Annotated in this window: 22 protein-coding genes and 1 tRNA gene; 4 read left to right on the top strand and 19 right to left on the bottom strand. The window is 33.4% G+C overall.

What is annotated here, in order from left to right:
* Nucleotides 1–53 precede the first annotated feature (53 nt).
* The 4 genes from FD18_RS05165 to glmS all read right to left on the bottom strand — a co-directional run bounded on the left by FD18_RS05165 (nucleotide 54) and on the right by glmS (nucleotide 3,889).
* Nucleotides 54–716 (bottom strand): nitroreductase, encoded by a 663-nt coding sequence (locus tag FD18_RS05165; RefSeq protein WP_057718936.1) that lies wholly within the window; start codon nucleotides 714–716, stop codon nucleotides 54–56.
* A gap of 220 nt (nucleotides 717–936) precedes the next feature.
* Nucleotides 937–1,524 carry a Fic/DOC family protein gene (locus FD18_RS05170; protein WP_057718937.1) on the bottom strand — a complete coding sequence of 196 codons (588 nt, stop codon included), beginning with the start codon at nucleotides 1,522–1,524 and terminating at the stop codon, nucleotides 937–939.
* Nucleotides 1,517–1,936, bottom strand: a complete 420-nt coding sequence (locus FD18_RS05175; protein ID WP_057718938.1) for a helix-turn-helix domain-containing protein — start codon at nucleotides 1,934–1,936, stop codon at nucleotides 1,517–1,519. Before FD18_RS05175 ends, FD18_RS05170 begins: the two co-directional genes overlap by 8 nt.
* Nucleotides 1,937–2,077: 141 nt before the next feature.
* Nucleotides 2,078–3,889 (bottom strand): glutamine--fructose-6-phosphate transaminase (isomerizing), encoded by a 1,812-nt coding sequence (glmS, locus tag FD18_RS05180; RefSeq protein ID WP_057718939.1) that lies wholly within the window; start codon nucleotides 3,887–3,889, stop codon nucleotides 2,078–2,080.
* 278 nt (nucleotides 3,890–4,167) lie between these two features.
* Here glmS and FD18_RS10340 point away from each other — a divergent pair, with 278 nt between their 5' ends.
* Complete coding sequence (locus FD18_RS10340; protein ID WP_143464491.1) at nucleotides 4,168–4,281, top strand: type I toxin-antitoxin system Fst family toxin; 114 nt, start codon at nucleotides 4,168–4,170, stop codon at nucleotides 4,279–4,281.
* Between the two features lie 285 nt (nucleotides 4,282–4,566).
* Here FD18_RS10340 and FD18_RS05185 read toward each other — a convergent pair.
* From FD18_RS05185 to FD18_RS05195, 3 genes are all read right to left on the bottom strand, one after another.
* A tRNA-Arg gene (locus tag FD18_RS05185) sits at nucleotides 4,567–4,640 on the bottom strand.
* Nucleotides 4,641–4,741: 101 nt separating this feature from the next.
* Nucleotides 4,742–5,512, bottom strand: a complete 771-nt coding sequence (locus tag FD18_RS05190) for a Cof-type HAD-IIB family hydrolase (protein WP_057718940.1) — start codon at nucleotides 5,510–5,512, stop codon at nucleotides 4,742–4,744.
* An 89-nt stretch (nucleotides 5,513–5,601) separates the two neighbouring features.
* Nucleotides 5,602–8,136: a M1 family metallopeptidase gene (locus FD18_RS05195; protein WP_057718941.1), complete on the bottom strand. Its 2,535-nt coding sequence runs from the start codon at nucleotides 8,134–8,136 to the stop codon at nucleotides 5,602–5,604.
* A gap of 198 nt (nucleotides 8,137–8,334) precedes the next feature.
* On the opposite strand from FD18_RS05195, the gene FD18_RS05200 reads away from it, so the two are divergent.
* Complete coding sequence (locus tag FD18_RS05200) at nucleotides 8,335–10,719, top strand: Xaa-Pro dipeptidyl-peptidase (RefSeq protein ID WP_057718942.1); 2,385 nt, start codon at nucleotides 8,335–8,337, stop codon at nucleotides 10,717–10,719.
* A gap of 147 nt (nucleotides 10,720–10,866) precedes the next feature.
* On the opposite strand, the gene FD18_RS05205 is transcribed toward FD18_RS05200, so the two are convergent.
* The 11 genes from FD18_RS05205 to map form a co-directional block, all read right to left on the bottom strand.
* Nucleotides 10,867–11,727, bottom strand: coding sequence for a zinc ribbon domain-containing protein (locus FD18_RS05205; RefSeq protein ID WP_057718943.1), 861 nt, complete (start codon nucleotides 11,725–11,727; stop codon nucleotides 10,867–10,869).
* Nucleotides 11,728–11,797: 70 nt separating this feature from the next.
* Nucleotides 11,798–13,252 carry a zinc ribbon domain-containing protein gene (locus tag FD18_RS05210; protein WP_057718944.1) on the bottom strand — a complete coding sequence of 485 codons (1,455 nt, stop codon included), beginning with the start codon at nucleotides 13,250–13,252 and terminating at the stop codon, nucleotides 11,798–11,800.
* A 172-nt stretch (nucleotides 13,253–13,424) separates the two neighbouring features.
* Nucleotides 13,425–14,699 carry a sensor histidine kinase gene (locus FD18_RS05215; protein ID WP_057718945.1) on the bottom strand — a complete coding sequence of 425 codons (1,275 nt, stop codon included), beginning with the start codon at nucleotides 14,697–14,699 and terminating at the stop codon, nucleotides 13,425–13,427.
* 9 nt (nucleotides 14,700–14,708) lie between these two features.
* On the bottom strand, nucleotides 14,709–15,374 hold the full coding sequence (locus FD18_RS05220) for a response regulator transcription factor (RefSeq protein ID WP_057718946.1): 666 nt from the start codon (nucleotides 15,372–15,374) through the stop codon (nucleotides 14,709–14,711).
* A 4-nt stretch (nucleotides 15,375–15,378) separates the two neighbouring features.
* Nucleotides 15,379–15,990 carry a GTP pyrophosphokinase gene (locus FD18_RS05225; protein WP_057718947.1) on the bottom strand — a complete coding sequence of 204 codons (612 nt, stop codon included), beginning with the start codon at nucleotides 15,988–15,990 and terminating at the stop codon, nucleotides 15,379–15,381.
* 583 nt (nucleotides 15,991–16,573) lie between these two features.
* Nucleotides 16,574–16,984, bottom strand: a complete 411-nt coding sequence (locus FD18_RS05230) for an OsmC family protein (protein ID WP_057718948.1) — start codon at nucleotides 16,982–16,984, stop codon at nucleotides 16,574–16,576.
* A 14-nt stretch (nucleotides 16,985–16,998) separates the two neighbouring features.
* Complete coding sequence (locus tag FD18_RS05235; protein WP_057718949.1) at nucleotides 16,999–18,546, bottom strand: ABC transporter permease/substrate-binding protein; 1,548 nt, start codon at nucleotides 18,544–18,546, stop codon at nucleotides 16,999–17,001.
* On the bottom strand, nucleotides 18,539–19,501 hold the full coding sequence (locus FD18_RS05240) for an ABC transporter ATP-binding protein (protein ID WP_057718950.1): 963 nt from the start codon (nucleotides 19,499–19,501) through the stop codon (nucleotides 18,539–18,541). Before FD18_RS05240 ends, FD18_RS05235 begins: the two co-directional genes overlap by 8 nt.
* A gap of 131 nt (nucleotides 19,502–19,632) precedes the next feature.
* On the bottom strand, nucleotides 19,633–20,541 hold the full coding sequence (gene galU / locus FD18_RS05245) for a UTP--glucose-1-phosphate uridylyltransferase GalU (RefSeq protein WP_057718951.1): 909 nt from the start codon (nucleotides 20,539–20,541) through the stop codon (nucleotides 19,633–19,635).
* A gap of 58 nt (nucleotides 20,542–20,599) precedes the next feature.
* A complete protein-coding gene (locus FD18_RS05250) occupies nucleotides 20,600–21,523 on the bottom strand; it encodes a YihY/virulence factor BrkB family protein (RefSeq protein ID WP_057718952.1) in 924 nt (307 codons plus the stop codon).
* Between the two features lie 15 nt (nucleotides 21,524–21,538).
* Nucleotides 21,539–22,363: a type I methionyl aminopeptidase gene (map, locus tag FD18_RS05255; protein WP_057718953.1), complete on the bottom strand. Its 825-nt coding sequence runs from the start codon at nucleotides 22,361–22,363 to the stop codon at nucleotides 21,539–21,541.
* A 187-nt stretch (nucleotides 22,364–22,550) separates the two neighbouring features.
* Between map and FD18_RS05260 the strand changes: the two genes are divergently transcribed.
* Both FD18_RS05260 and FD18_RS05265 read left to right on the top strand, forming a co-directional pair.
* Nucleotides 22,551–22,997 (top strand): flavodoxin, encoded by a 447-nt coding sequence (locus FD18_RS05260; protein ID WP_003649178.1) that lies wholly within the window; start codon nucleotides 22,551–22,553, stop codon nucleotides 22,995–22,997.
* On the top strand, nucleotides 22,990–23,499 hold the full coding sequence (locus FD18_RS05265) for a GtrA family protein (RefSeq protein WP_057718954.1): 510 nt from the start codon (nucleotides 22,990–22,992) through the stop codon (nucleotides 23,497–23,499). Before FD18_RS05260 ends, FD18_RS05265 begins: the two co-directional genes overlap by 8 nt.
* 44 nt (nucleotides 23,500–23,543) lie before the next feature.
* Here the strand turns inward: FD18_RS05265 and wecB are convergent, their stop codons facing one another.
* Nucleotides 23,544–24,686 (bottom strand): non-hydrolyzing UDP-N-acetylglucosamine 2-epimerase, encoded by a 1,143-nt coding sequence (gene wecB, locus FD18_RS05270; RefSeq protein ID WP_057718955.1) that lies wholly within the window; start codon nucleotides 24,684–24,686, stop codon nucleotides 23,544–23,546.
* Nucleotides 24,687–24,976 lie beyond the last annotated feature (290 nt).

Here is a 24,976-nt window from a genome sequence, read left to right on the forward strand (position 1 = left end):
TCTTTCTAAAAGCAATTTAAAAAGATAATATCCTCAAGATGACTTTTCATTTACTAATCCTTAATTTTTAGCATCTTATCTAATTCTACACGAGGAGCACGATATTCGTTTACTCTAGTTGCCATATCTGCATATCCTAAAGCAATTCCCATTCCTAGCCATTCCGAATCTGGAATATTCATAATTTCTTTTACAGATTCTGGGAATTTTACTATTTCATAAGCTGGCATCGAATCTATTCCCATTCCTCTAGCAGCTAACATTAAGGTCTGTCCAAAAGCACCTAGATCATAATCTGACCATTGGTTTGAATCTTTAGGAATAGTTAGATAACAAATCGCAGGAGCATCATAGAGTCTAGTTTGCAATTCTGAGCGTGTAATACCAGTTAATTCAGGATTTTTCCAAAATTCAGCAGTAGCCTCATTATGCTTTAACATATTTTCTCTTGGAAACTTTGCCCAATCATCTCGATGAGTAGTTGGCCAATCAGGAGCTGATTTTACACTATTTTTAACATTTTCGATATGACGCTTTTTAATTGCTTCTAATGTACTACCCGTAGCAATATAAACCTTCCAAGGTTGTGAATCTACCCAAGAAGGGGCGTGCTGCGCTAATTCAACTATTTTTTCTAAGCTTTTTTTAGAAATTTTGTCGTTTGGATTAAAAAGACGAACTGCATGCCTCGTTAAAATTGCTTCTTCCACTTCCATGTCTTTCTACCTTCTTTATTAACTCGATAATCTAATTCTAATACTTTTTCTTCATAAATAAAAAGCTACAACCATTTCTGATTGTAGCTCAACATGATCTAATGAAGAAAAATAAATTGTTACACTTCTTAGGAGGAGAAGTTTCGATCAGTTACTTATATCTTAGTTCAATTATTGCTATTTGTTAAATCGTATCTTAAGACGTTGAAAGATCAATCTATTATTTAGAAGACTTATTTGCTTTAGAACTAACCTTGATTAAATCGGCAATTTGATTAATATCAGCATTATTTTGGGCAGTAATCAAATCTTTATTAGATCTAGGATAATCAATAACTTGCCCATGATTTGCAGCAAAAGCCTGCAAGAAAAGTTTACTGCTTCTACCATTTCCCTCTCTAAAGGGATGCAAATAGTTCAACCTATCAAGTAAAAAAGCATAGTCAGTATTTTCAAGTTCCTTTTTGCTAGCTAATTGTTTCATTTTTTCATCTATCTCTTCAATTCCAAATTTTATGCGGGAATATTCTAAAAATTCAGTCTCACCTTTTGTTAACTCATAATCTCTAATTTGACCAGCCCAATTATATAACCAACCAAACATAATTTTATGAATTTTCTTCAGGTCTTCAACACTAGTAATCTTTTTATTTTTTCTCAAAAAAGCAAGAGCACGAACAGCAGACCCTCTATACTCTCTTTGGGCTAATTCAGTCGGATCAGTAATATTAAGCTTATTTTTTAGCGTTCCGTTTGGATACAAAAATTTCTTGCGATACCATTCTGTATCTCTCACTTCTTCATTCATCTTCCTCACCCCAAATCTGATTAATTTCAGTTTGAAGTTCACTAGAAGGATTAATAGCCTCATCGAGTAATCTTAAAACATCCTCTTCATCTGGCTGCCAGCCTTCTAAGTGTTCACTTTCGATAACAAATCTAACTTGTTCGTAAATTTCTGGATCCTCAATATAAATTCCTTGAATCATTTGATTAGAATCATTAATTTTCAAAGAATAAACTGGATCAAGTAATTCTAACAAATCTCCTGGACGCATGTTTAAAGAAGATGATAAGGCAGATAAAACTGAACTTGACCAATTATTAGGATTTTCATGAAATGCATTTTTTAAGTCTTGTTCTCTTAAATCATTTTTTTGAGAAATATCTTTTAAAGTAAGTTGATGGTTCGTAAGTAAAATTGATATTTTTGATAACATGATTTTCCTCGTTAATCTTTAACCTACTCTTATTTTAAATCAAAAGTATTTATTTTCATCAAAAAATACTTAAATCGAAAAAATAGCGAAACAGTACTATTAAATATACTGATCCGCTATTTTCATTATTTATTTGAAATTTTATTCAACCGTAACACTCTTAGCTAAGTTACGAGGTTTATCTACATCTAAACCTTTATCCTTAGATGCATAGTAAGCAAGAAGTTGGGCAGGTACAACCGTTAATAAGGCTGACATGTAGTAGTTAATTTCTGGTAAAACTACATCATCACTTTCTCTAGCAAAATCTTTACCAACAATCGTAATAATATTAGCTCCACGAGAAACAACTTCTTGAATATTCCCGCGAGTTAAATCAGCGGTTGCAGGATCGTTGATTAAAGCAATCACTGGAGTTCCCTTTTCAATAAGTGAAATAGTACCATGTTTTAATTCTGCTGCTGCAAAACCTTCAGTTTGAATGTAAGAAACTTCTTTAAGTTTTAATGCACCTTCAAGTGCAACTGCATAATCAATTCCACGTCCAATATAAAATGCATTACGAGAATTAATTAAGTACTTATCTGCAATTTCTTTTAATTTCTCTTTGCTATCAACAAGTTGTTGCATTCCTTCAGCTGCAATTGCTAAATCATGTTTCAAATTCCAGTTTTTAGCTTCTTCTTTATTAAGAGCTTCCCCTAATGCTTTAGCTAATACAGCTTGTACAGCAATTTGAGCAGTATAAGCCTTAGTAGAAGCGACAGCAATTTCAGGACCAGCTTCCAATAACATTGTGTAATCGGCTTCTCTAGATAAAGTAGAACCCTCTACATTCGTAATTGTTAGACTTGGAATATTGCGTTTATTCACTTCTTTTAAAACAACCCGGGAATCAGCAGTTTCTCCTGATTGAGTTAAAAAGATAAAGAATGGATTTTTACTCATCATTGGGAAATGATAGCCCGCTTCAGAAGCTAGACCCACCTCAGTTGGAATGCCAGTGTAATGCTCTAATAATGTTTTACCTACTAAACCAGCATGATAACTAGTTCCAGCTGCATAAATATAAATACGATCTGCTTTTGAAATAGAATTAATAATTTGCGGATCAACTTTTACAGCTCCATTTTCATCAAAATAAGTTTGAGAAATTTTACGCATTACACTTGGTTGTTCATCAATTTCCTTAAGCATGTAAAATTCATATGTTCCCTTTGAAGCAGCATTAGGATCAATATTCAATACGTGAGGTTTACGTTCAACTTTTTCGCCGTCAACAGTTTCAATAGTATAAGAATCTTTGGTAATATCACCAACATCACCATCTTGTAAATCGACAAAAGTCTTAGTTTGGTCTAAAACAGAAATTGCGTCAGAAGCAATGATGTTAAAGCCATCGCCAAGACCTAACATCATTGGTGATTTATTTTTAGCAATAAAAACATGGTCCGGTTCAGTATTATCAACTAAGAGGAAAGCATAGGAACCTTTAACAAGCTTTAAAGCTTCCTTAAATGCGGAAAAGCCGTCTAAACTTTTTTCACGAGCAATTTTACCAATTAATTGAACAACTACTTCAGTATCAGTATTTGAGCGAAATTTAACATCTTGTAGGTACTTCTCTTTTAATTCAGCATAGTTTTCAATCACGCCATTATGAACTAAATAAAAACGTTTGCTTTCATCAAAATGAGGGTGGGCATTATCTACAGTTGGTTTTCCATGAGTAGCCCAACGAGTATGACCAATTCCAACTAAGCCCTGCTCATCTGGAGTTAATTTTTCTTTTAAATTAGAAATTCTACCAACTGCCTTGGTTAAATATTCATTTCCATTTAAGTCATTTAAATATATACCTGCTGAATCATAACCACGATATTCTAGGTTAGTTAAGCCATTTAAAATAATATCTCTAGCAGGTTTTCCAACCACACCGACAATTCCACACATAAGTTTTTCTCCTTTGGTATAGTTCATTTAAAATAAATGGACTATCTTTAATTCGTTGTTGTATTAGTAATAATAACCCTATAATTCAAATTGGTCAAGAAGTTTTATTTGCAATTGGTCTATATCAAAAAGAAGGAAAATTGTACAAAAAAAGACGCTCCATACGGAGCGTCATATCAGTGATTTGGGTGAGATTCGAACTCATGATTATACATATTATTATATATCTAATTTTGATATAATTATTTTTGGCAACTATTACCTCCCATCGAAAGGAGGTGAGCGTCTTGAAAGACTTCCTTACTTCGGTTGTCGCCCCTATCCTTGTGGGGATAGTGCTTGCACTATTCGGTCACTGGTTAGATGATCGGCATAACAACCGTAAACATTAATAGTTGCCTTTCTACCCTCAACGCTTAGCAGGTTGCACTAAGCGATAAAAAAAGCATTACCTTTTGTGACGACTAGGTAATGCTTTTTGAGTGCTTGAAATATTAACTTCCTTACTTCGTTGCAAGTAAAGTATAACATGTTTGAAACTTGTTATACAACTTATTAATTAACCTATCGCAAAAAATACTACTACAGAAAAATATGCTTGGGGGGCATTTTGAGAGTCTGGAGGTAAAATAAAAAATTGCACAAAAAAAGACGCTCCATACGGAGCGTCATATCAGTGATTTGGGTGAGATTCGAACTCACGACCCACGGTTTAGAAGACCGTTGCTCTATCCAGCTGAGCTACCAAACCAATTCCTTAACAGAACATATTCTAGTATAGGGAAAAGGATGGTAGATGTCAATTATTTTTCGAAAAATTTTTTATTTTTTCGAAAAATATCTTATTACTATTTATATCAACTTATAATGCATACTGGCATTGTATATTCCATCTTTATTAATATCAGTAGTTACATAGTCTGCGATTTGCTTAACGTGCTCTTCTCCATTACCCATAGCAACTCCAACTTTAACAGCTTTAAGCATCTCTAAATCATTTTCACCATCACCGAACGCCATTGCATCATCTAAAGTTTGATTCTGTAGCTCAAGATACTTTTTAATACCAGCCAACTTACCACCATTTTTTGAAATGATATCTACTGCATATTCATTCCACCAACTTAATTTACAATTAGGCAATTCATCAACCAAAGTCTTTAATTCATTGCGATCTCCGTAAGCAATAAACTGATAGACTTCTTCACCATGATATTTGCCAATTGGCGCAACTTTACTAGAAACTGCCTTTTGAGCAGCAACGACTTGATCAGTTACAAAATTAATGTATGGTCCTTCTTTACCAATAGTAGTAATAGGGACCCTTTTTTCTTTAATTAATTCAATCATCTTTTCAGTATCTACTTCATCGATTGGATTACCAAAAAGTTCTTTTCCATTTTCATCTAAACAGAGCTGTCCATTCATCGTCACATAACCATCAAATTTTATATCTCTGACCGGCAATTTCTTTAATTGACTCATATCACGCCCAGTAGCTAGTACAAGTTTTACTCCATTTTCACGTAAAAGCTCCAGTGTCCTTTTAGTACTGGCTGGTACGCTATCTGTCTTATGAGAAACTAATGTCCCGTCAACATCAAAAAAGATTGTTTTTATCAAATTATGTCACCCCCCCTATTTCATAAATTATACCAAAAATGCGCTTTCAAAACTGAAAGCGCATCTTTTTGTAGATTTAATTTTTATTTTTAATCAACAGCCTTAGCAATTGCCTCATTAACTGCTGCTTGTTCTTTCTTAACTAAGTTCACTTTAGTTTCAATGACCTTAGTATCCATCTTAATTTCACGAGTTAAGCCTGGAGTATTAATCTTTGGTTCAAAGAAGTCTTTGAATTGATCCAATCTTTCTTCAGTATGGAACACATTTGCAGTAACAGTGATAAATGTTGCAAATTCCATATCGCCACCAACAGTTGCTTCAAGCCATGGCCACTCTAATCTAATCCAATTCCAAGCTTGTTCTTGACCAAATGGGTTAGCTAAAACATTACGGTACCATGCACGTAAATCTTGTGGCTTAATAATTTGAGCATCCTCAAAATCATCGACAATTGCATCAACAATTTCAGGCATCTTAGTTGAAGTAATACCAGCACAGAGATCTTGCTTCAAACTTGCATCTGAAGTTTCTTGATATTTCTTAAGCAATTTATCAAACAAAGTCATATTGCCAAAGTTCTTAACTTCATTAACTAAAACTGAACTTCTAATATCAGCCGAAATATTTTCTAAATTATCAGAATTTTCTGAATAAATCGCATGCAAGCCATCAATTGTATCATCGTTATCTGCATATAGCGAAGCTGCCACAACATATGGTCTAGTTAGGTTGTCATCATTAGATTCACCAGCTTTTGGAAGCAACCCTAAACGCTTAACTTGTTTTTCAGAAAGTAAATTATAAAGCTTCTTTAATTGCTTTTCTTCATCTGAACCTGGGGTTACAAAATTACGTAAAGTAGACATAATTCTGTATAAAGCATTATTAACAATTGGTGAAGTAGAATCTGCAAACTTAGGAAGAAGGGGAACAATATCTGCATAAGACATTTGACCACCTTCTGCTAATAATCTGAAGTCTTGCAATAATTGTAATTTATCAACTGCATCTAATTCATCGATATGACTTAGGATATCATCAAGCAATGTTTGATCATACTTAACAATGAAGTCTGAATTATTACCTACATTTAAACGGAATGGAACCCCATTATTAGCAAGTAAATCATTGTAGTCACCAACAACTAATTTTTCATCCTTCATGATCTTAGGGACAGCAGCATAGTTAGAATTCAAAGGAATTTGCCACTTACGACCTTCATCTTTGCCTTCACCGATAAAGAATTGTTTTTGAGTTAAAACTAACTTACCATCTTCAACTTTTGCGTTTACTACTGGGTAACCTGGTTGTTCAAGCCAAGAATGCATAATTGCACCAATATCTAAGCCACTTGCTTCACCAAGTGCCTTCCATAAATCGTCACCTGTTGCATTGCCATATTTATGAGCTGCAAAGTAGTTCTTCAGTCCTTCACGAAGAGCCTTATCACCTAATAAAGCACGTACCATGACCAACATTCTTGAGCCCTTTGCATAAACAATAGCCGAGTCAAACAAGGCATCGATTTCAGCAGGATCGTTAACCATAACGTGAACTGATTGAACACCATCAGTAGCATCTCTTTGAAGAGCAGCCGGAACTTCAGAAGTTTGGAACATTTCCCAGATCTTCCAATTTGGTTCTAAAGCGTCTATTGCTACATACTCCATCATATTAGCAAAACTTTCATTAAGCCATAAGTTATCCCACCACTTCATAGTTACTAAATCACCGAACCATTGGTGAGCTAATTCGTGAGCAATAACTGTAGCTACTAATTGTTTCATTTTTAATGAGGTGTTATCTGGATCAAGCAATAAGTATGCTTCACGATAAGTTACACAACCCCAGTTTTCCATCGCACCAGCTGAAAAGTCTGGAAGAGCTACTTGGTATGAATGCTCTAATGGATATGGTGTTTCATAGTAATCTTCATAGAATTCAATTGAACGCTTAGCAATATCTAGGGCGAAATCTAATTCTTTTGCTTGGTGTGCTCTTGTAGCAAAAACACCAATTTCAACGCCAGACTTAGTCTTAGTAAGTTTTCTTTGCATATCACCAAAGACAAAGGCAACTAAGTAGCTAGACATACGTACAGTTGGTTTAAAGTAGTGAACACCGTCTTTAAATTTTTCTTCTGGTTGATTAGAAATAATTGTTTCGCCAGGTTTTTCATCAAACTTAATTGCTAATGCAAAAGTAGCCTTAGCTTCTGGTTCGTCAACACATGGGAATGCTTGACGAGCAAAAGTAGTTTCAAATTGGGTACCTACTAATTGCTTCTTTTCACCATCAACTTCGTAATAAGAAGGATAAATGCCCATCATTGTATCAGTTAATTTACCTTCAAAGTCAACTTCAATCCTCATTTTGCCAACTTTTCCAGCTTTAATATTAACTACTTCATCTTTATCGTTATAGTCAAAATCAGCTTTCTTTTGATCTACTCTAACAGATGTGATCTTTAAGTACTTCTGATTTAATTTAACTAATTCTTCTTGAGCATCTCCGACTACAACAGTCTTACCGTGAAATCCCTTTTTTTCGCGACTAATATCCAAATAGATATCATAGTGATCAGGATGAAAAGTTTCATAAAAGCGTTTAACTTCTGCCATATTATGACCTCCAATTTTTTAACTTCTCAACTATTTATTATAAGAAATTAAAATCTTACTTACCAGTTTTTGGATTAAATTAAAAACAATTTAGGTGATTCAATATATTTTAAAATATTGTTTAATTCTTCTTTTATGCAATTAAAACTAGTAAAATAAAAATTAAGAGAAACAGAAAAAAGGAGTGTTCTTATATATATGAAATATAATCAATACGGCTATTTAAAAAACGATTTTGACCAAATGGTTAAAGAATTAGAATCTATTAACTTCTTACCTAATGATTGGAAAGAAAATAGTTTTTCTGACCTTTTAGCAACGCTAGTTGAAAACTCCATTGCCGAAGCCAAAACTTATGGTGCAAAAGAAGCTAAATTAGCAGAATTTGCAGTTAGTGATCATAAAAATTTAAAAGAATTTTTAGTTGAAAATCCTAATTCAATTTCACGTAACCAATTTTATAATGTTGGCTTGCAATTACTCGACTATCATGTTGGCTACGATTATGATTTAAATGATCCACTAGCACGAATGAAGGCTAATGCCCTTCCTTATACTGATCAAGAAGAAATTGATCGTAATGAATTAGTTAAAGTTTTCTACCGCCTACTTAACACTCGAGCTAAAAATGGCCAAACTTTCATTGATAATATGGCTGGTAAGGGTTACTTCACCCAGTTTTACGGTAATAATAAATTTATGTACTTTAATGGGAAGTCACTCCCAGTTTTTGATATGAGTAAGGTTATTCGTGAAGTGGTCTACGTTGAAAGTGATCTTGATACTGATGAAGATGGTAAGCCTGATTTGCTTCAAGTAACCGTCTTTCGTCCCTACCAATCAAACAACTTTAAGTTCCCTGCACTCTATACAGCTGATCCTTATTTTGGCGGAATTATTGCTAATGAAAAACGTAACCACAATGTTGATGTTAACTTAGAAGACGCTACTAAGAGCACTTACCCTAAATATGAATCAATGCCAACTGCTAAGGCCAAAAAGCCAGCTAGCGAAGATCAAGCAGCAACCGAAGAAGCAGTTCATAAAGCAGCTTACTCTTTAAATGAATACTTACTTGCACGTGGATTTGCAAACGTTTATGCAGGTGCAATCGGAACCCGTGGTTCAGATGGTTTAAGAATTACGGGAGCTCCTGAAGAAACTGAATCTGCTAAAGAAATCATTGAATGGCTTCATGGCGACAGAGTTGCTTATACCGACCGTACCAGAAAACACGAAACCAAAGCTTCCTGGTGTAACGGCAATATCGGAATGACTGGTCGTTCATACTTAGGAACACTTCAAATTGCAATTGCTACTACTGGGGTAGCTGGACTTAAGACTGTAGTTTCAGAAGCTGCTATTTCTTCTTGGTATGATTACTACCGTGAACATGGACTAGTAGTTGCTCCAGAAGCTTGCCAAGGTGAAGACTTAGATATGCTTGCTGAAACTTGCCAGTCTAATCTTTGGGATGCAGGCGACTATTTAAAGATCAAGCCTAAATTTGATGCTATGCAAAAACGTCTTTTAGAAAAATCAGACCGTGAAACTGGTCAATATTCTGATTTCTGGGAAGCTAGAAATTACCGTCACCATACAGACAATATCAAGTGTTCTTGGATCTCAGTTCATGGTTTAAACGACTGGAATGTAAAGCTAAAGAATGTTTACAAGATTTGGCAAAAAGTTTCTAAACTACCAATTGCTCATAAACTATTCTTGCACCAAGGTCCTCACTATAATATGAACAATCTTTTATCCATTGACTTCTCTGACTTAATGAACTTATGGTTCTGTCATGAATTATTAGGTATTAAAAACAATGCCTATAAGCAATGGGAAGATGTCATGATCCAAGATAATTTGCAACCAGATATCTGGCATGAAGAACCAACTTGGAATAATGAATTAGGAAGCAAAGAAATTTACTTCCCTGATAAAAAAGGTAACCTCTTAAAAGATGGCGGTGAAGATAATGATAAAGTTTCATTCACCGACCAAGGAGGTAAAGTATTTAAAGAAGCTAAAATTTCTGAAAGTAAATGGCAATATGACTTTATCTCTGGTGAAGAAAAATGGCTTAACCAACAATTACGTTTTGTAACCGATGAATTTATTCATCCAGTAACTGTAGTTGGTCGCCCTAAGATTAAGATGAGTGTTGCTAGCTCTCTTCCTAAAGGACAAATTTCTGTTGCCTTAGTTGATTTAGGAACCAGAAAACGGCTTACCCCAATTCCTAAGTCATTTAATGATCAAATTCAAGAATTAGGCTACCGTTTTGGTACTGAAGTAATGAAAGAATTTGTTCCTGACAAAGAAACAAAAGCTAAGTTAATCAGTAAGGGGCACATGAATGTTCAAAACTATGCTGATATGAAACATGCAGAAAAAATTGAACCTGGCAAATTCTATGACTTAGAATTTGAATTGCAGCCTACCTTCTATCGCCTACCAGCTGGTGCAAGATTAGGCTTGATTGTCTATTCAACCGATCAAGGGATGACTAAGCGTCCACTTGAAGATGAAACCTATACAATTGATTTAGATAATACTCAATTGATTTTTCATGAAATGTAAAAAAAGGAGATAATTTAGATGGAAACTTCAAGTTCAACCATGTATTGGATTCATTTTTAAGATAATAATTTAAAAAATATAATATATACAAAAAAGCAGCTAGTCTTCACACCTGAAAACTAGCTGTCTTTTTATCTCGTATTAAATTTAATAGTTAAAGAAAGATTTAGTAAAGTTACCAAAAATAGTTTGTGCCTGACTAATAACTTGATTCTTAAGAATTAAACAAACTACCCCTGCTACTACTAGCATAATTATCACATAGATAATAACACCCCAGAAAGAATCACGATTCTCTCCATGCCCTTCGCAAATAGAAACTGCCCCGGCAATTAAAAAGAGCAAGCCAGCAAATAAGGCTAAAAGACTAATAATTGAAATTAACCCTTTATAATCAATAAAGCTTAAAAGCGTTACGACTAAAACTACAATGGCATTAATATTACTTAATTGAACAATCTTATTGGTATAATCTAAAAATGCTGGACTTTTTTCATTAACAAATTTATGAGCAAAATATGATCCAACAACTACCCCAGCTCCTAGTAGGAAAATTGCTAAAAACAAATCAATTGTAAGGCTATGGAATACCTGGTTAAAGTTATTTTGAAATTCAGTATTGTTCGAGGTATTGATTCCAGTAATTTGAATTATGGCTTTCTTAATTCCAAAGACGGTTCCCCAGATGAAAAGAACCATTTCAATTAAAATAGTAACAATTCCATACCATTTTTCGCCTTTTTGATTGGCACTTGGCGTTTTCCAAGAAGTAAGAAACCAATTCCACAAGCTATCTTTATCAAAATTTTTAACTGCTGCTGTCACTCTTGAAAATGTTTCATTTTCTTGCAGTTTATTTACTGAATTAGACTTAGACGAATCCTTAGATTGACCGTTTAGATTCTCTTGATCGTTTGCCGCAGAAACATTTCTAAGATCTGTTCCACAAACAGTACAAAAGTTTACATCAGCTTCCATTTCAGATCCACAATTTGGACATTTCTTCACAATAAATCCCACTTTCTATTTTCTTAAAATATGTATGTCATTCCACTGTTTATTTTTGTATCTTTCAGCTTTAATCATCATTGTCTGAATCAGAATCACTATTGGTATCAGTATCATTACTACTGTCTCCAGTAGTCACTTTATGATCTTTAGTTAATTTACCTGTACCAATCTTTTTAATTTTAGCACCTGATTCATTTTTTTCATTAGTTAAAACGGCATTTGTATATTGCATTACTTGAACACGATCATAATCATCATGAACAAAAGTCCATTTAACGCTATAAGTTACTTCAGATGAATTATTATCATATGGCGTAATTGATTGAACACTTACTTCTGATTCAATATTACTAATATCATCTTGATCCTTATAACTATCAATCATCTTCTTCATTTCAACATAGTCGCTATTATCGCTACCATCGACGAATTGGTCTGGATCAGGAATATCAAAAGCATCACTTAATACGCTCTTTGCGTCATCCTTATTTACTAAACCTTTCCATTCAGGTTTAATTACATACTTATTACCATCTGTACTAATAGCATCAGTGCCATCAGACGCATAATCAAGACCTTCTGAAAGATTATCAATAGTTTTCGATTGAATAGTTCGATTATTTACGGTAGCACGAACATAAAGATTCATATTACCAGAAATTGGATATTCTTTCAGAAGTAATTTTCCCTTGCTATTTAATGTTCCAACTTTTTTATCATTTATGTAAACAATTCCATTGGGCAAACTTTTAATTTCAAGTGTTTCAGTCTTAATATTTAAATTGACCGTTTTATTAGACCAAATATCTGTTTCAGCAGTTGTAGAAAGTTTTCTTCCTTGAACTGTTGATTTAATTGAAAAGTTATATTGGCCTGGTAAAATAGGTTCCAATTTCTTTGAATAATCGCTTGCACTACCTGCTAGTTTACCAATGTTTTTACCATTCATTTTCACTTCTGAATTTGAATGGTTAGTACGGACTGTTGGTGCAAATGCTGGAACTTGCAACTTATATTTGGGAAACAACAAAAAATATCTGCCAGTTTGTTCAAAGTTTACACCATAACTATCAGTTTGATGCTCAAGCGCATAAATTGCATTATCTGCTTGTGTTTTATGATTAGAATAGTACCTTTGAAGTGGTTTAACATTTTCATCTGTAACCTTCAAATCAGGATCAGTAGAAGTAATATACTGACTTACCTTTTTATTTGGATCTTTCAAAGCAGAAACAATTCGTCTCACTTGATTATGTTCACTATAATAACTAGATCCCCATGCATAGAAACAAACAAATAAGACAGCAAGCACGCCAACAATGCTAAGAATAATTTTATTACGTTTACTCATTGGTTTCTTTTTTGAGTGCCGAATTTGCGAGCGAGTTTCATCCCCATTTTTCTGAATTATTGGCTGTGATGGTTTTGAAATCTTTTCTTTCTTTAATTTATAACCACAATTTGGACAGAAGTCTGCTTCTCCTTTTATTTCTTTACCACAATTTGGACAAAATTTTTCCATTTCTTACCCCCCTTTAGAAAAACACTTTAATCAAAATAATTTGATTAATTCCCACAGTATTTTCGTTAAAACACACCTTTTCTAATAAAACATAAGAATTAAAAAATGTACATACTTTTTTTAATTTAACACAAAAAAGCAGTCAGTCTTCAACAATGAAAACTAACTGCTTTTATTTTGCTAATCTTAAAATTACTGTGAAAACAATCATGTCATCTTTATGACTAACGTGAATCTTACCATGGAAAGTTTGTACAATCTCTTGTGCCATTGCTAAACCAATACCAAATCCAGACTTCTTTGAATTATGAGATTCATCTTCACGATAGAATCTCTCAAAGAAATGAGAATAATCTTTTCCCTTACCTTCTTTATACGTATTAGCAACTTTTAAAATTGCATTTATTCCAAGCTTACCTTTAACAAGGCTTATCCTAACTTCTCCATCTTTATCACAATACTTACGTGCATTATCGAGCAAAATATTTATCAATTCACTCAAGATATTACTTTCAGCTTTAATATACAAATCAGGCATAATCATCGCATTATACTTCAAGTCATTTTGCTGCATTACGGACTTAAAACTTGTAACGTTCTTTTTGACTATTTCAGAAAAGTTAACCCTATTTAAAACAACTTCTCCAGTTTCACCAGTCCTAGCTAAAGCAATTAAACGATTAATCAATCTAGTTAAGCGATCAACCTGCTCTTTTGTACTTTTATTCCATTCTGAATTATTCCCCAGCATTTCTTCCATTTCAGTATTAGCCGAAATAATTGCTAAAGGAGTCTTTAATTCATGTCCAGCGTTAGTGATAAATTCGCGCTGTTTACGATAAGTGGTAATAATTGGGCCGATTGCCTTCTTTGACACCAAAATCAAAATCAGAGCAAAAACAATCAAGGCAATGATTCCAAGTACAATTGATACCCTAACAAGTAAAGAAAAACGATGGTATATCAATGATTCATTTAAATAAACAATGAATTTATATCCTTCTTGACTCTTACCTACTCGATAAGCATATTGATTATTACCGATATCAATGGATCCGCTAGTCGATTTATCTTTAAAAATTTGCTTACTAGTTTTAAGAATCTCCGAGCGACCTACATCATACACGTTATCGTCATTTACAATACGAGGAGTATTATTGCGAGTATTAGCTACAGTAAAATAGCGATACTGAAAAACCGCTTCGGGATTATATTCACCAGATAAAAAATTTTTATTAATTGGGGCCTTTTGATTACCAAAAACTGGCTTAGCATTTCTAGGATTCAATTGACCCTGATTATTAACCAAAACTGTTAAAACGCGGTCAACTTCACTATGACTTTGTGTATAGCTAACCCCTAAAAGGGCACCTAAAGTTATTACTAAAACTACAAATAATGCAGCAATTGACATTCCAATAAACTTCCAGCGAAATTTTTGAATCATTAATCTCACCTACCTAATTAAGGAAAAACTACCACCTTTTTCACCAACGATTTGAGCTGTACTTTGAATCGATTGCAGCTTTTGTCTCAAGTAAGAAATATAAATCCAAACTGTATCTTCATTAGCGTCTTCATCATCTTTCCAGACATGAGCTAATAAATCAGAAGTTGAGAACTCTTTACCTTCATTAAGCATTAAGTAATTTAAAAGTTGCGTTTCTTTACTGCCCAGACGAATTGAATTATGACTTACTAATTCCTGTTCAGCAACATTTAAGGCAAGATCCCCCACTTCAACTTCATTGGGAGTATATTTATCATCTCGTCTTTCTTTTGAACGCAAACGTGCAAGAAGTTCTTTTAATGAAAAGGGTTTGGTTAAGTAGTCATCTGCTCCACTGTCTAAACCAGTTACTCGGTCATCAATTTCTGCTTTTGCAGTAAGCATTAAAACATAGGTCTTATCACCACTTTTGCGAATTTGTTTCAGCGCAGTGATCCCATCCATAATAGGCATCATGATATCTAAGACAATCACATCGTATGAATTCTTTTTAGCAAGCTCCACTGCATCTCGACCATTAAAAACTGCATCTACATCATAATTAACGCTCTGCATTGCTGCTACTAAAACACGAGATAATTGTTCTTCATCTTCTGCCAGCAAAATTTTCATTAAGTCAATCTTCCTCTCTAATCAAGTGACGCAAAGTTTGCATACTTACATCACAAGAAGCTAATTCATCTGCAACTCGCTTTAACTCTTTGCCAATCATTTCAGGATTCTTTATTTTGTGCTTATATTTCATTTCATGTTCTAAACTTGCCCAAGTATTCATCGCGATCGTTCTAAGCTGCACTTCGACAAAATAATGGCCTGGAGTATTGCCTTCAATATCTTTTTCTGCTCGTTCCACATCTAAAATCATATGATATGAACGATAACCATTTGGTTTAGCATTTGTAATATAGTCTTTTTGTTTAACAATTGTTACATCATCCCAATTATTAATTAAGTCAATGCAAGTATAAATATCATCAATAAAGTTACAAACTACGCGAATTCCAACACTATCCCGATTTACTTTCAAAGCCGATTCAGGAGTTACTGGAAGATCCTTTCTCTGACATTTTTCAATCATGCTTTTCGGCTGCTTAACTCGGCCAATAAGATGCTCATATAGACTGTCACCTGTTTTTTCTTGGTACAATTTGTTTTCAGTTCTAAAATATCCCAGCATCTGTTCAAGTAACTTATTTAAAACTGGAGTATAGCCTCTGTAAATATCCATATAGATCCCTCTTTATTGATTTACTAAATATTATAGCAGTCTATTCAAAATAATTATCAGCCAGTTACTTTAAAGAATTTTTGTTTTTTATATAAAATCCTAAGAAAAATACTAAATTCCAAATTAATAGGCAAATAGCAATTACTAATTCAGATCCTATTACAAGCCATAAGTAACTTACTCCTAATGCAAAAATAAGCAATAGGTAAAGAAAGTCTCGAATACCAAATTTACACTTGTTTTTGTTATATACCTGATTTATCACTAATGAAAAATAATACAATGCTATTGACCCAATAATTAAGAAAAATAAGAAGTTTTTATTTATATTTCTAATTTGTAGGTAAAGAATAGTACAGTTGTTAATAAGATTGATATGACAATCACAACATGACTATACACAATACAAAACCTTTACTAATCTGATAATGATTAATTAACTTATCTGATAAAATCACATAGCGTGCGAACATTAATACTAAAGATAAAAACAAAAAACTTAATTAACTTATATCTTGCCTTATATTTGCCAAAAAATCAAAAATGCTCCTAGTCATATTGACTAAGAGCAAATTATTTAAGCTTAATTTTCTAATTCCACATAAGTTTTAATACTTTGTGACACTGTCTGATAAACTGTTGAAACATGTAAAGTGTGAGATAAGAAATCTTGCTTTTCTTCTTGAGACATAGAGCTATCAAAAGAAACTGAAATTAACATTTCACTAACAACGGATTTTCCATGGCCCAATTTGGTAGTAATTGCTTGTGTTGTAACTTTGAAATTTCTTACATCTAAATGGTGGACATTTGCAATCATCCCTGCAGAAATTGAAATACAAGAATTAACTGCTCCTGCCAAATACTCTACTGGATTAGGAGCAACATTTTTACCACTAGCTGATTCATCAGCCATGAACTTATGCTTCTTAGTTCTATTTTCGATTTGCCAAGGAGTATCTGTTAACTCACTTTTTACTGTATATTTTGTCATAATTATACTCTTTTCTAAATTAATCCATGTTTTACTAAGTACTCATGAGCTACTTTAGCTGGTTTTTCATGCTCAACATTAACCTGATAATTCATTGCCTGCATTTCTTGAGTTGTAATTTTACCAGCTAATTTATTTAATGCTTTTACAATTTGCGGATTTCTTTCTGCAAACTTAGCTCTCATTAACGGGGCACCCTGATATGGCGGGAAGAATTTTTTATCATCATCTAGCATTACCAAATTATACTTCTTAATTTCTGCATCAGTTGTATAACCATCAACAACATTAGCTTGATTATTAGCAATTGCATGATAACGAATGCTCGATTCTGTACTCTTAATTGAAGCAAAATCTAGTTTATAAACATCCTTCAAACCTGGATAACCGTCTTTTAATGAAGTGAAGTCGGGATCAAATGCAGCATGAACTTTTTTATTTACTCGATTTAAATCACTCATCTTAGTTAGGTGATTATCTTTTGCAAACTTCTGAGTTGTAGCTAAAGCATAGCCATTTTGATATGTCATTGGCTTTAAGTACTCCATATCAAATTGACTCTTTAAATCACTTCGAGCTTCTGCATAAACCTGATTTGGATCATTTCCAGTCTTCTTACCCGTTTTAACTAGAGTCTGCAAAACTGTTCCAGTAAATTCTGGATAAATATCTATCTTGTCTGTCTGGAGAGCTTTAAATAAAAATGTCGTGCCACCAAAGTTAGGCTTCAAAACAACTTTAGTATTCGGATCATTCTTTTCAATTAATTCCTTATACATATTAATCAAAATTGCAGGTTCAGATCCCATCTTGCCGGCAATCGTAATAGTTTGCTTAGGTTCAGCAACATTCGTGGAACTAGTAGTAAAGTGTGAATATAAACTGCTTCCACCCCAAATTAACAAGCAAAGAGCAATCACCGCACTTCCCCACTTTAAGCGCTTATTGTTTTTTGAAATAAACTTCAAAATCCCACTAAATACTAATGCTAATAAGGCAGACAAAATTGCACCCATTAAAATTTCAGTATTATTATTTGAATTAATACCTACATAAATATAAGTACCTAGTCCGCCTCCACCAATTAAGGCTGCTAGAGTAGCTGTCCCAATAATCATTACAAGGGCAATTCTAATCCCAGCAAAGACCATCGGCATAGCCAGCGGAATTTCTAAACGTTGTAGTTTCTTCCATTTAGTTAAGCCAAAAGCAGTAGCTGCTTCCTCTAAATTTTCTGGAATCTCAGTCAATCCAGAGTAAGTATTTTGAAAAATCGGCATAATCGCATATAAGACTAGTGCAATAATTGCTGGAACTGTCCCAATTCCAACAAACGGTAACAACAAACCTAAAACAGCCAAGCTAGGAATTGTTTGAATGATTCCTGCTACCTGTAGAGTAAACTCTGCTGCCTTCTTATGTCCTTTCAAAATAAAGGCCAATGGAATGGCAATTACCATTGCAATTAATAAAGCAATAAGTGAAATCTTAATATGAACAAGTGTTGTAGCCCAAATTTGATCATGTTCAGTTAATAACATCTGCCATAAAGATTTAATCATGTCCAGCCACCCACTTTAAAAAGAAATTCCAAACTCGTTTTGGCTCAATTAAAAAATTGCCGAATTCAGTTTCTGCAATAAATAAGGCATCGGGGTGATTTGAACAATCTTTAATTAGATCTTCTACACTATCTACGTGATAACGAACTAAGGTGTCAACTTTCGGATAAAACCGAGGATCAACTCCCAGCTCACTCTTGAGCAAAGTTTCAAGATCAAGCTTTTGATTAATTCGATTTCCGGTAAAAAATTGTTGAACAAATTTGGTAGCTGGATGACGTAGAATTTCTCTAGGCTTTCCTACTTGCTCTAATACGCCATCATGCAAAACACCAATTGTATTGCCTAGTCGAATTGCCTCTTGCATATCATGAGTTACAAACATTACTGTCTTGTTAAACTGCTCATGAAGATTCATTAGTAAATCCTGCAATTGTTTTCTTACAACCGGATCAAGAGCAGAAAATGGTTCATCCATTAAAATAACTTCTGGATCAGCTGCTAAAGAGCGAACAATTCCAACTCTCTGTTGCTCTCCACCAGATAATTCATTTGGCAGGCGATCACAATATAACTTAGGATCTAAATCAACAGATTTTAATAATTGTTCTTGTTTCTGACGTCGTTCTTTTCGACTTACGCCCTCTTGTTCTAAGACAATAGTAATATTTTCACCAACCGTTAAATTTGGAAATAAACTAGCAGTTTGCAAAACATAGCCAGTTTTTTCTCTTAATTTGCGCAAATTATATTCTTTTATTGATTTATCATTGAGAAAAATTTTCCCTTTTGTCGGTTCAATGAGTCGATTAAACATCTTTAATAAAGTTGTTTTTCCACTTCCACTAGGACCAACTAAAACAAAAATATCTCCTTTTTTCACTGTAAAAGAAACATCTTTTAAAATTTCATGATCTTGATATTTCTTTGAAACATTCTTATATTCAATCATCATTTTACCCTTATAATAAAGAATTATTTATATTTTCTCACTTTTTATAAGAAGTTGGCAAAAAGATTACACTTTTTTACTAAAAAAGAAGTTATCAATATGATAACTTCCCTATAGTTTTTATCTAATTAGAATTATTTTTTCTTATTAGTATTTTTATCTTCATTTTGTAATTTTTGACCCATTGCAATGATGTACTTACGTAAATCATCTTTAATTTGTGGGTGAGATAAACCATATTCAATTGATGTTTCAAGGTAACCTTCCTTGTTACCAACATCGTGACGTTCACCGTTAAATACGTGAGCAAATACTCGTTGAGTCTTATTCATAGTATCAATAGCGTCAGTTAATTGAATTTCGCCACCACGACCAGGTTTTTGATGTGCTAAAATATCAAAAATTTCTGGAGTTAATAAGTAACGACCAATGATTGCGTAATCACTAGGAGCTTTATCAACGTCTGGCTTTTCAACAAAAGCTTTAACGTTAATCAAGCCTGGTTCAATTTCGTTATCTGGATCAATAACACCATACTTAGAAACTTCTTCGTGTGGTACAGGCATTACAGCAATAGTTGATGCATGAGTCTTATCATAACGATCAATCAATTGCTTAGTTAGTGGAACTTTGTCGTCCATTAAGTCGTCACCAAGCATTACAGCAAATGGTTCATCCCCAACGAAGCTACGAGCTCTTAAAATCGCATCTCCTAAACCAGCTGGGTGTGGTTGACGAGTGTAGTAAAGGTTAACACCTAAATTAGTAATTGATTGGGTCAAGTGTAAAAGCTCAGTCTTACCCTTTTCTTCCAAATCTTGTTCTAGTTCTGGGTTAGCGTCGAAGTGGTCTTCAATTGAGCGCTTGTTCTTACCAGTAACAATCAAGATATCTTCAATTCCTGATTTTTTGGCTTCTTCTACGATAAATTGAATTGTTGGTTTATCAACAATTGGTACCATTTCCTTAGGCATAGCCTTAGTTGCAGGTAAAAATCTAGTACCTAATCCAGCTGCTGGAATAACTGCTTTTCTTACTTTCATTTTATTCTCCTCACAAAAATAAGCTTTCCATAATATATTTTACCAAACTTACGTCAACTTATTTAGGTAATTCTTTGTTTTTTCTAAAAATTCTCAAAATCGGGCTTTGACTGTATTCAATCTTCCTACCTTTTAGTTCATCTCCTGCTGCATTAATACAAATACCAAGCAATAATAAGAATGAACCTACGTTAAGCCAAAGCATAAAGATAATGAATGAGCCTACAATCCCGTAATTCTCCCAGCGTGTCCCAAATTGTCTTAAGTATAAACCAAAGAAATATGATAAGGCACTCCAGCTTATTACAGTAAACCATACTCCTGGCCAAACCACACGTTTTTGAACTCGAATATTTGGAATTACATAATTAATGTACAAATTCACTATCACTGTCATTAAAATTATGATCGGCCAACGATAATTTTCTAATTTATAAACCCACCATAAGGATAGATTAAAAATTGGAGCCAAAAATTCCATAATTTGTCTACCAAATGTGAAAATGAAAATTATTACTGAAAATCCAACTACTAAAATTACTGATAAAGCAAAAGTAAAAGTTCTGGCCAGTAAATAATTCCACCATGATTTTCCCTTTTCTTGTTTATCAACACCGTAAATTTTATTTGCGGCCAAGCGAATCGAATTAACCAAACAACTCAATGACCAAATTGCAACTACAATACCCAAAGAAATAAATCCACTTGAATGCTTCTTCAATAAGGCATTAATAATCGGCATAACTAAGCTTGAAACTTGACTTGGAAAAATCAATTCTAAATAGCGAGCAATTGGCTTGGTATCAATACTAAATAAAGGTAAAACATTTCCAATAATAATTATGATTGGAAAAATACTTAACAATACATAATAAGCAATAATGATGGAATTTTGGTTTATTTCACCCTGGCTAATATATTTTGATAGTAATTGAATAAAATTTGCTGTACGGTTCCTAGTCTGATTGAGAAAAGATTTCATAAAATATTTTACTTATTAATCTTCATCTAAAAAATGAGGAAGATACTTTTCGTAGCCATCATATGGCTTTTGCAAAGTCAAAATCTTTGGACCATCTGGAGTGATAGCAAAAGTATGTTCAAATTGAGCTGACTTTGAACCATCTGGGGTTGCATAATAAACCCAATCATCGTTAGGATCAGAAACAGTCTTTTGTTCAATTCTCCAATCACCACCAGCTTCGACCATTGGTTCAACAGTAATTGTCATACCTTCACGTAAACGTAAACCGTGACCAGCCTTACCCCAGTGAGGCACTTCTGGGTCTTCATGAATAGATGGTTGAATTCCGTGACCAACTAATTCACGAACGTCTCCGTAGCCATTTTCATTTTCAACGTAGTTTTGAATAACGCTACCAATATCACCAATACGATTACCAACTACAGCTTGATCAATTCCCATGTACATTGCCTTTTTGGTAACATCCATTAACTTTTGATCTTCGGCAGAAATTTTACCAACACCATAAGTAGTGCAGGAGTCAGTTTCATAACCATCAACGTTACAAGTTACGTCAACGCTGACTAAGTCGCCTTCCTTTAAGATCTTATCTTTTCTCGGAATCGCATGGGCAATTTCATCATTTACACTAATACAAGTACCATATTTGTATCCTTCAAAACCTTGTTCTGAAAGACGACCACCATGTTTTTTCATAAAATCTTGAGCAAATTCTTCGATTTCCCAAGTAGAAATTCCAGGCCTAATAACATCACGTAAGCCTTCAAACATTGCTGCTAAAACGCGACCTGATTTTTGCATACCCTGAAGTTCACGTTTTGACTTAATTGTTATCATTAAAAAATCTCCTTTTTTAATATTTATATACTATTAGCATACCTTAAATAAACATAATTTAGTAGTCATTGAGAAAGTCTCAACCATTCATTATAAAGCTTTTCTTAAATAATTTCTCTTAAGATTTACAATCTACCCACCTTCTTTAGTATAATAGGAGAAAATGTTATAGAAAGAAGTTTTTTACATGAAAGCACAGATTGTCTTTGCCAGTATGACTGGTAATGATGAAGATATGGCAGAAATTTTAGAAGAGAATTTACAAGATGCAGGTTTTGACGTAGAAAATATTGACGTTAGTTTTGCAGATGCTTCTTCTTATCTTGATGCTGATCTTTGCGTAATGGTTACTTATACTTACGGCGAAGGTGTGATGACTGATGAATTAAAAGACTTTTATGACCAATTAGTTACTCTTGACTTATCGGGTAAAAAATTCGCCGTTATGGGGTCTGGAGACAAAACATACAAAGATCATTATTGTGAAAACGTAGATGACTTTGAGAAGGCATTTATTAAGTGTGGCGCAGTTGAAGTAGCAAAACCAGTTAAAATCGAAAACGCTGTTGATGACGAAGATATTGATTTAATTGATCAAGCTACTGAAGAAATAGTCGAGGCATTTAATGACTAAAAATCATCATAAAAGAAGGGGGCAAAAGATTACCCAAGTCCAGTTACGAGAGCTTGGAAGTAAGCTTGTTGCCAGGCACCGAAACTTTTATGTTTACGTTATCTTTGGTTTCTTAGCAGCAGTTATCAATATTGTCTGCTTTCTTTTATTTCATAATGCTTGGAAAATTCCAGTAATTTATGCCAACACAATTGCATTTATCATTTCCAACTTGGCCTCTTTTTCTTTTAATAAGCATGGCGTATTTATTCAAAATGTAGATAAAAAGCACGGCGTTGTCTACCAACTATGTTTATTTTTCATTTATCGGATAATCAGCCTGATTCCAGATAACTTAATTATGCTAGTTGGAATTTCGTGGTTACATTGGAATTCATTTTTCGTAAAAGTAATTGATCAAATCCTAGTAGGTATTTTTAATTACTTAACTACTAAATCGATTTTTCTTAATACTAGTAATAAATTTGCTAAAAAATTTAAAGATCATTTCAATAAAAGATAATCATATAAAAACTCCAGATATTACACAGTATCTGGAGTTTTACTTTATTTAAAATCTGTTGGTTTTTGATTATTTTCTTTATCAAAATAATAAGCAATTGCATCCATAATTCGATCAGAAGCCTTGCCATCGCCATAAGGATTTTTGGCATTAGCCATTTTACTATAAGCATTTTTATCTTCAAGTAGCCTAATCATCTCATCATGAACCTTATCTACTTCAGTTCCGACAAGTTTCAGGGTGCCAGCTTTAACACCTTCTGGTCGCTCAGTTGTATCACGTAACACTAATACAGGCTTTCCAAGAGAAGGTGCTTCTTCTTGCACGCCACCTGAATCAGTCATAATGAAATAGCTTCTTTTAGCTAAATTGTGAAAATCAACTACATCGAGAGGCTTAATCAAGTGGATACGTGAATCCCCACCAAGTACTTCATTTGCCACTTCTTGGACTCGTGGAGACAAGTGAACAGGATAGATAATTTCTACATCTTGGTAATTATCTACAACCTGCTTCATTACCTTAAACACGCGCCTCATCGGTTCTCCCTGATTTTCTCTACGGTGCATAGTAACTAATATCACTTTATTACCGGGCGTAATTTCGTCAAGAACATCATGATGATAATCCTTTTTTACAGTTTGTTTTAAGGCATCAATAGCAGTATTACCAGTAACATAAATATTTCTGGAAGAATGATTTTCTTTTATTAAATTATTCCTACTTAACTTAGTTGGTGCAAAATATAGGTCAGCTAAGTCATCTGTCATTTGACGATTCATTTCTTCTGGAAATGGGGAATATTTATTCCAAGTTCTAAGACCTGCTTCCACATGTCCTAAAGTTATTTGCTCATAAAAAGATGCTAGTCCTGCTGCAAAACTAGTAGTAGTATCTCCATGGACTAAAACAATATCGGGATTTTCCGCTTTAATTATCTGAGCCATATTGATCATTACTTTTGAAGTAATATCTTCTAAACTTTGATTTTTATGCATGATATTAAAATCATAATCAGGTTTAATTTTAAAAATATCTAAAACTTGATCCAGCATCTCGCGGTGTTGCGCACTGACTACCGTTACTTCATCAAAGCGTTCATCCTGCTTCAATTTTAGTACTAAAGGTGCCATTTTAATTGCTTCTGGTCGAGTACCAAAAACTGTCATTACTTTTATTTTTTTCATAGCATTATTTTCCTATTCTTCTTCGCTTATTATACTATATCTTAATTCAATTTTCTTTGGTACTATCTCTCTAATTACTTTATACTTAACTATATAACGAAAGTGAAATACATTATGTTTAGTTTTTTATCTTTAGCAGCAATTTTAATTACTATTATCATATTTTGTCTTGTCTTTCTATTAGGTAATTCCTATCCCAAAAAGACTAAGCATATTTTAATCAGTATTATTGCAATTTTACTAATCATTTTTCTTTGGGTGGTTTTAGAATTATTTATTAATCCATTGAA

The sequence above is a fragment of the Lactobacillus taiwanensis DSM 21401 genome (assembly GCF_001436695.1).
GTDB classification, from domain to species: domain Bacteria; phylum Bacillota; class Bacilli; order Lactobacillales; family Lactobacillaceae; genus Lactobacillus; species Lactobacillus taiwanensis.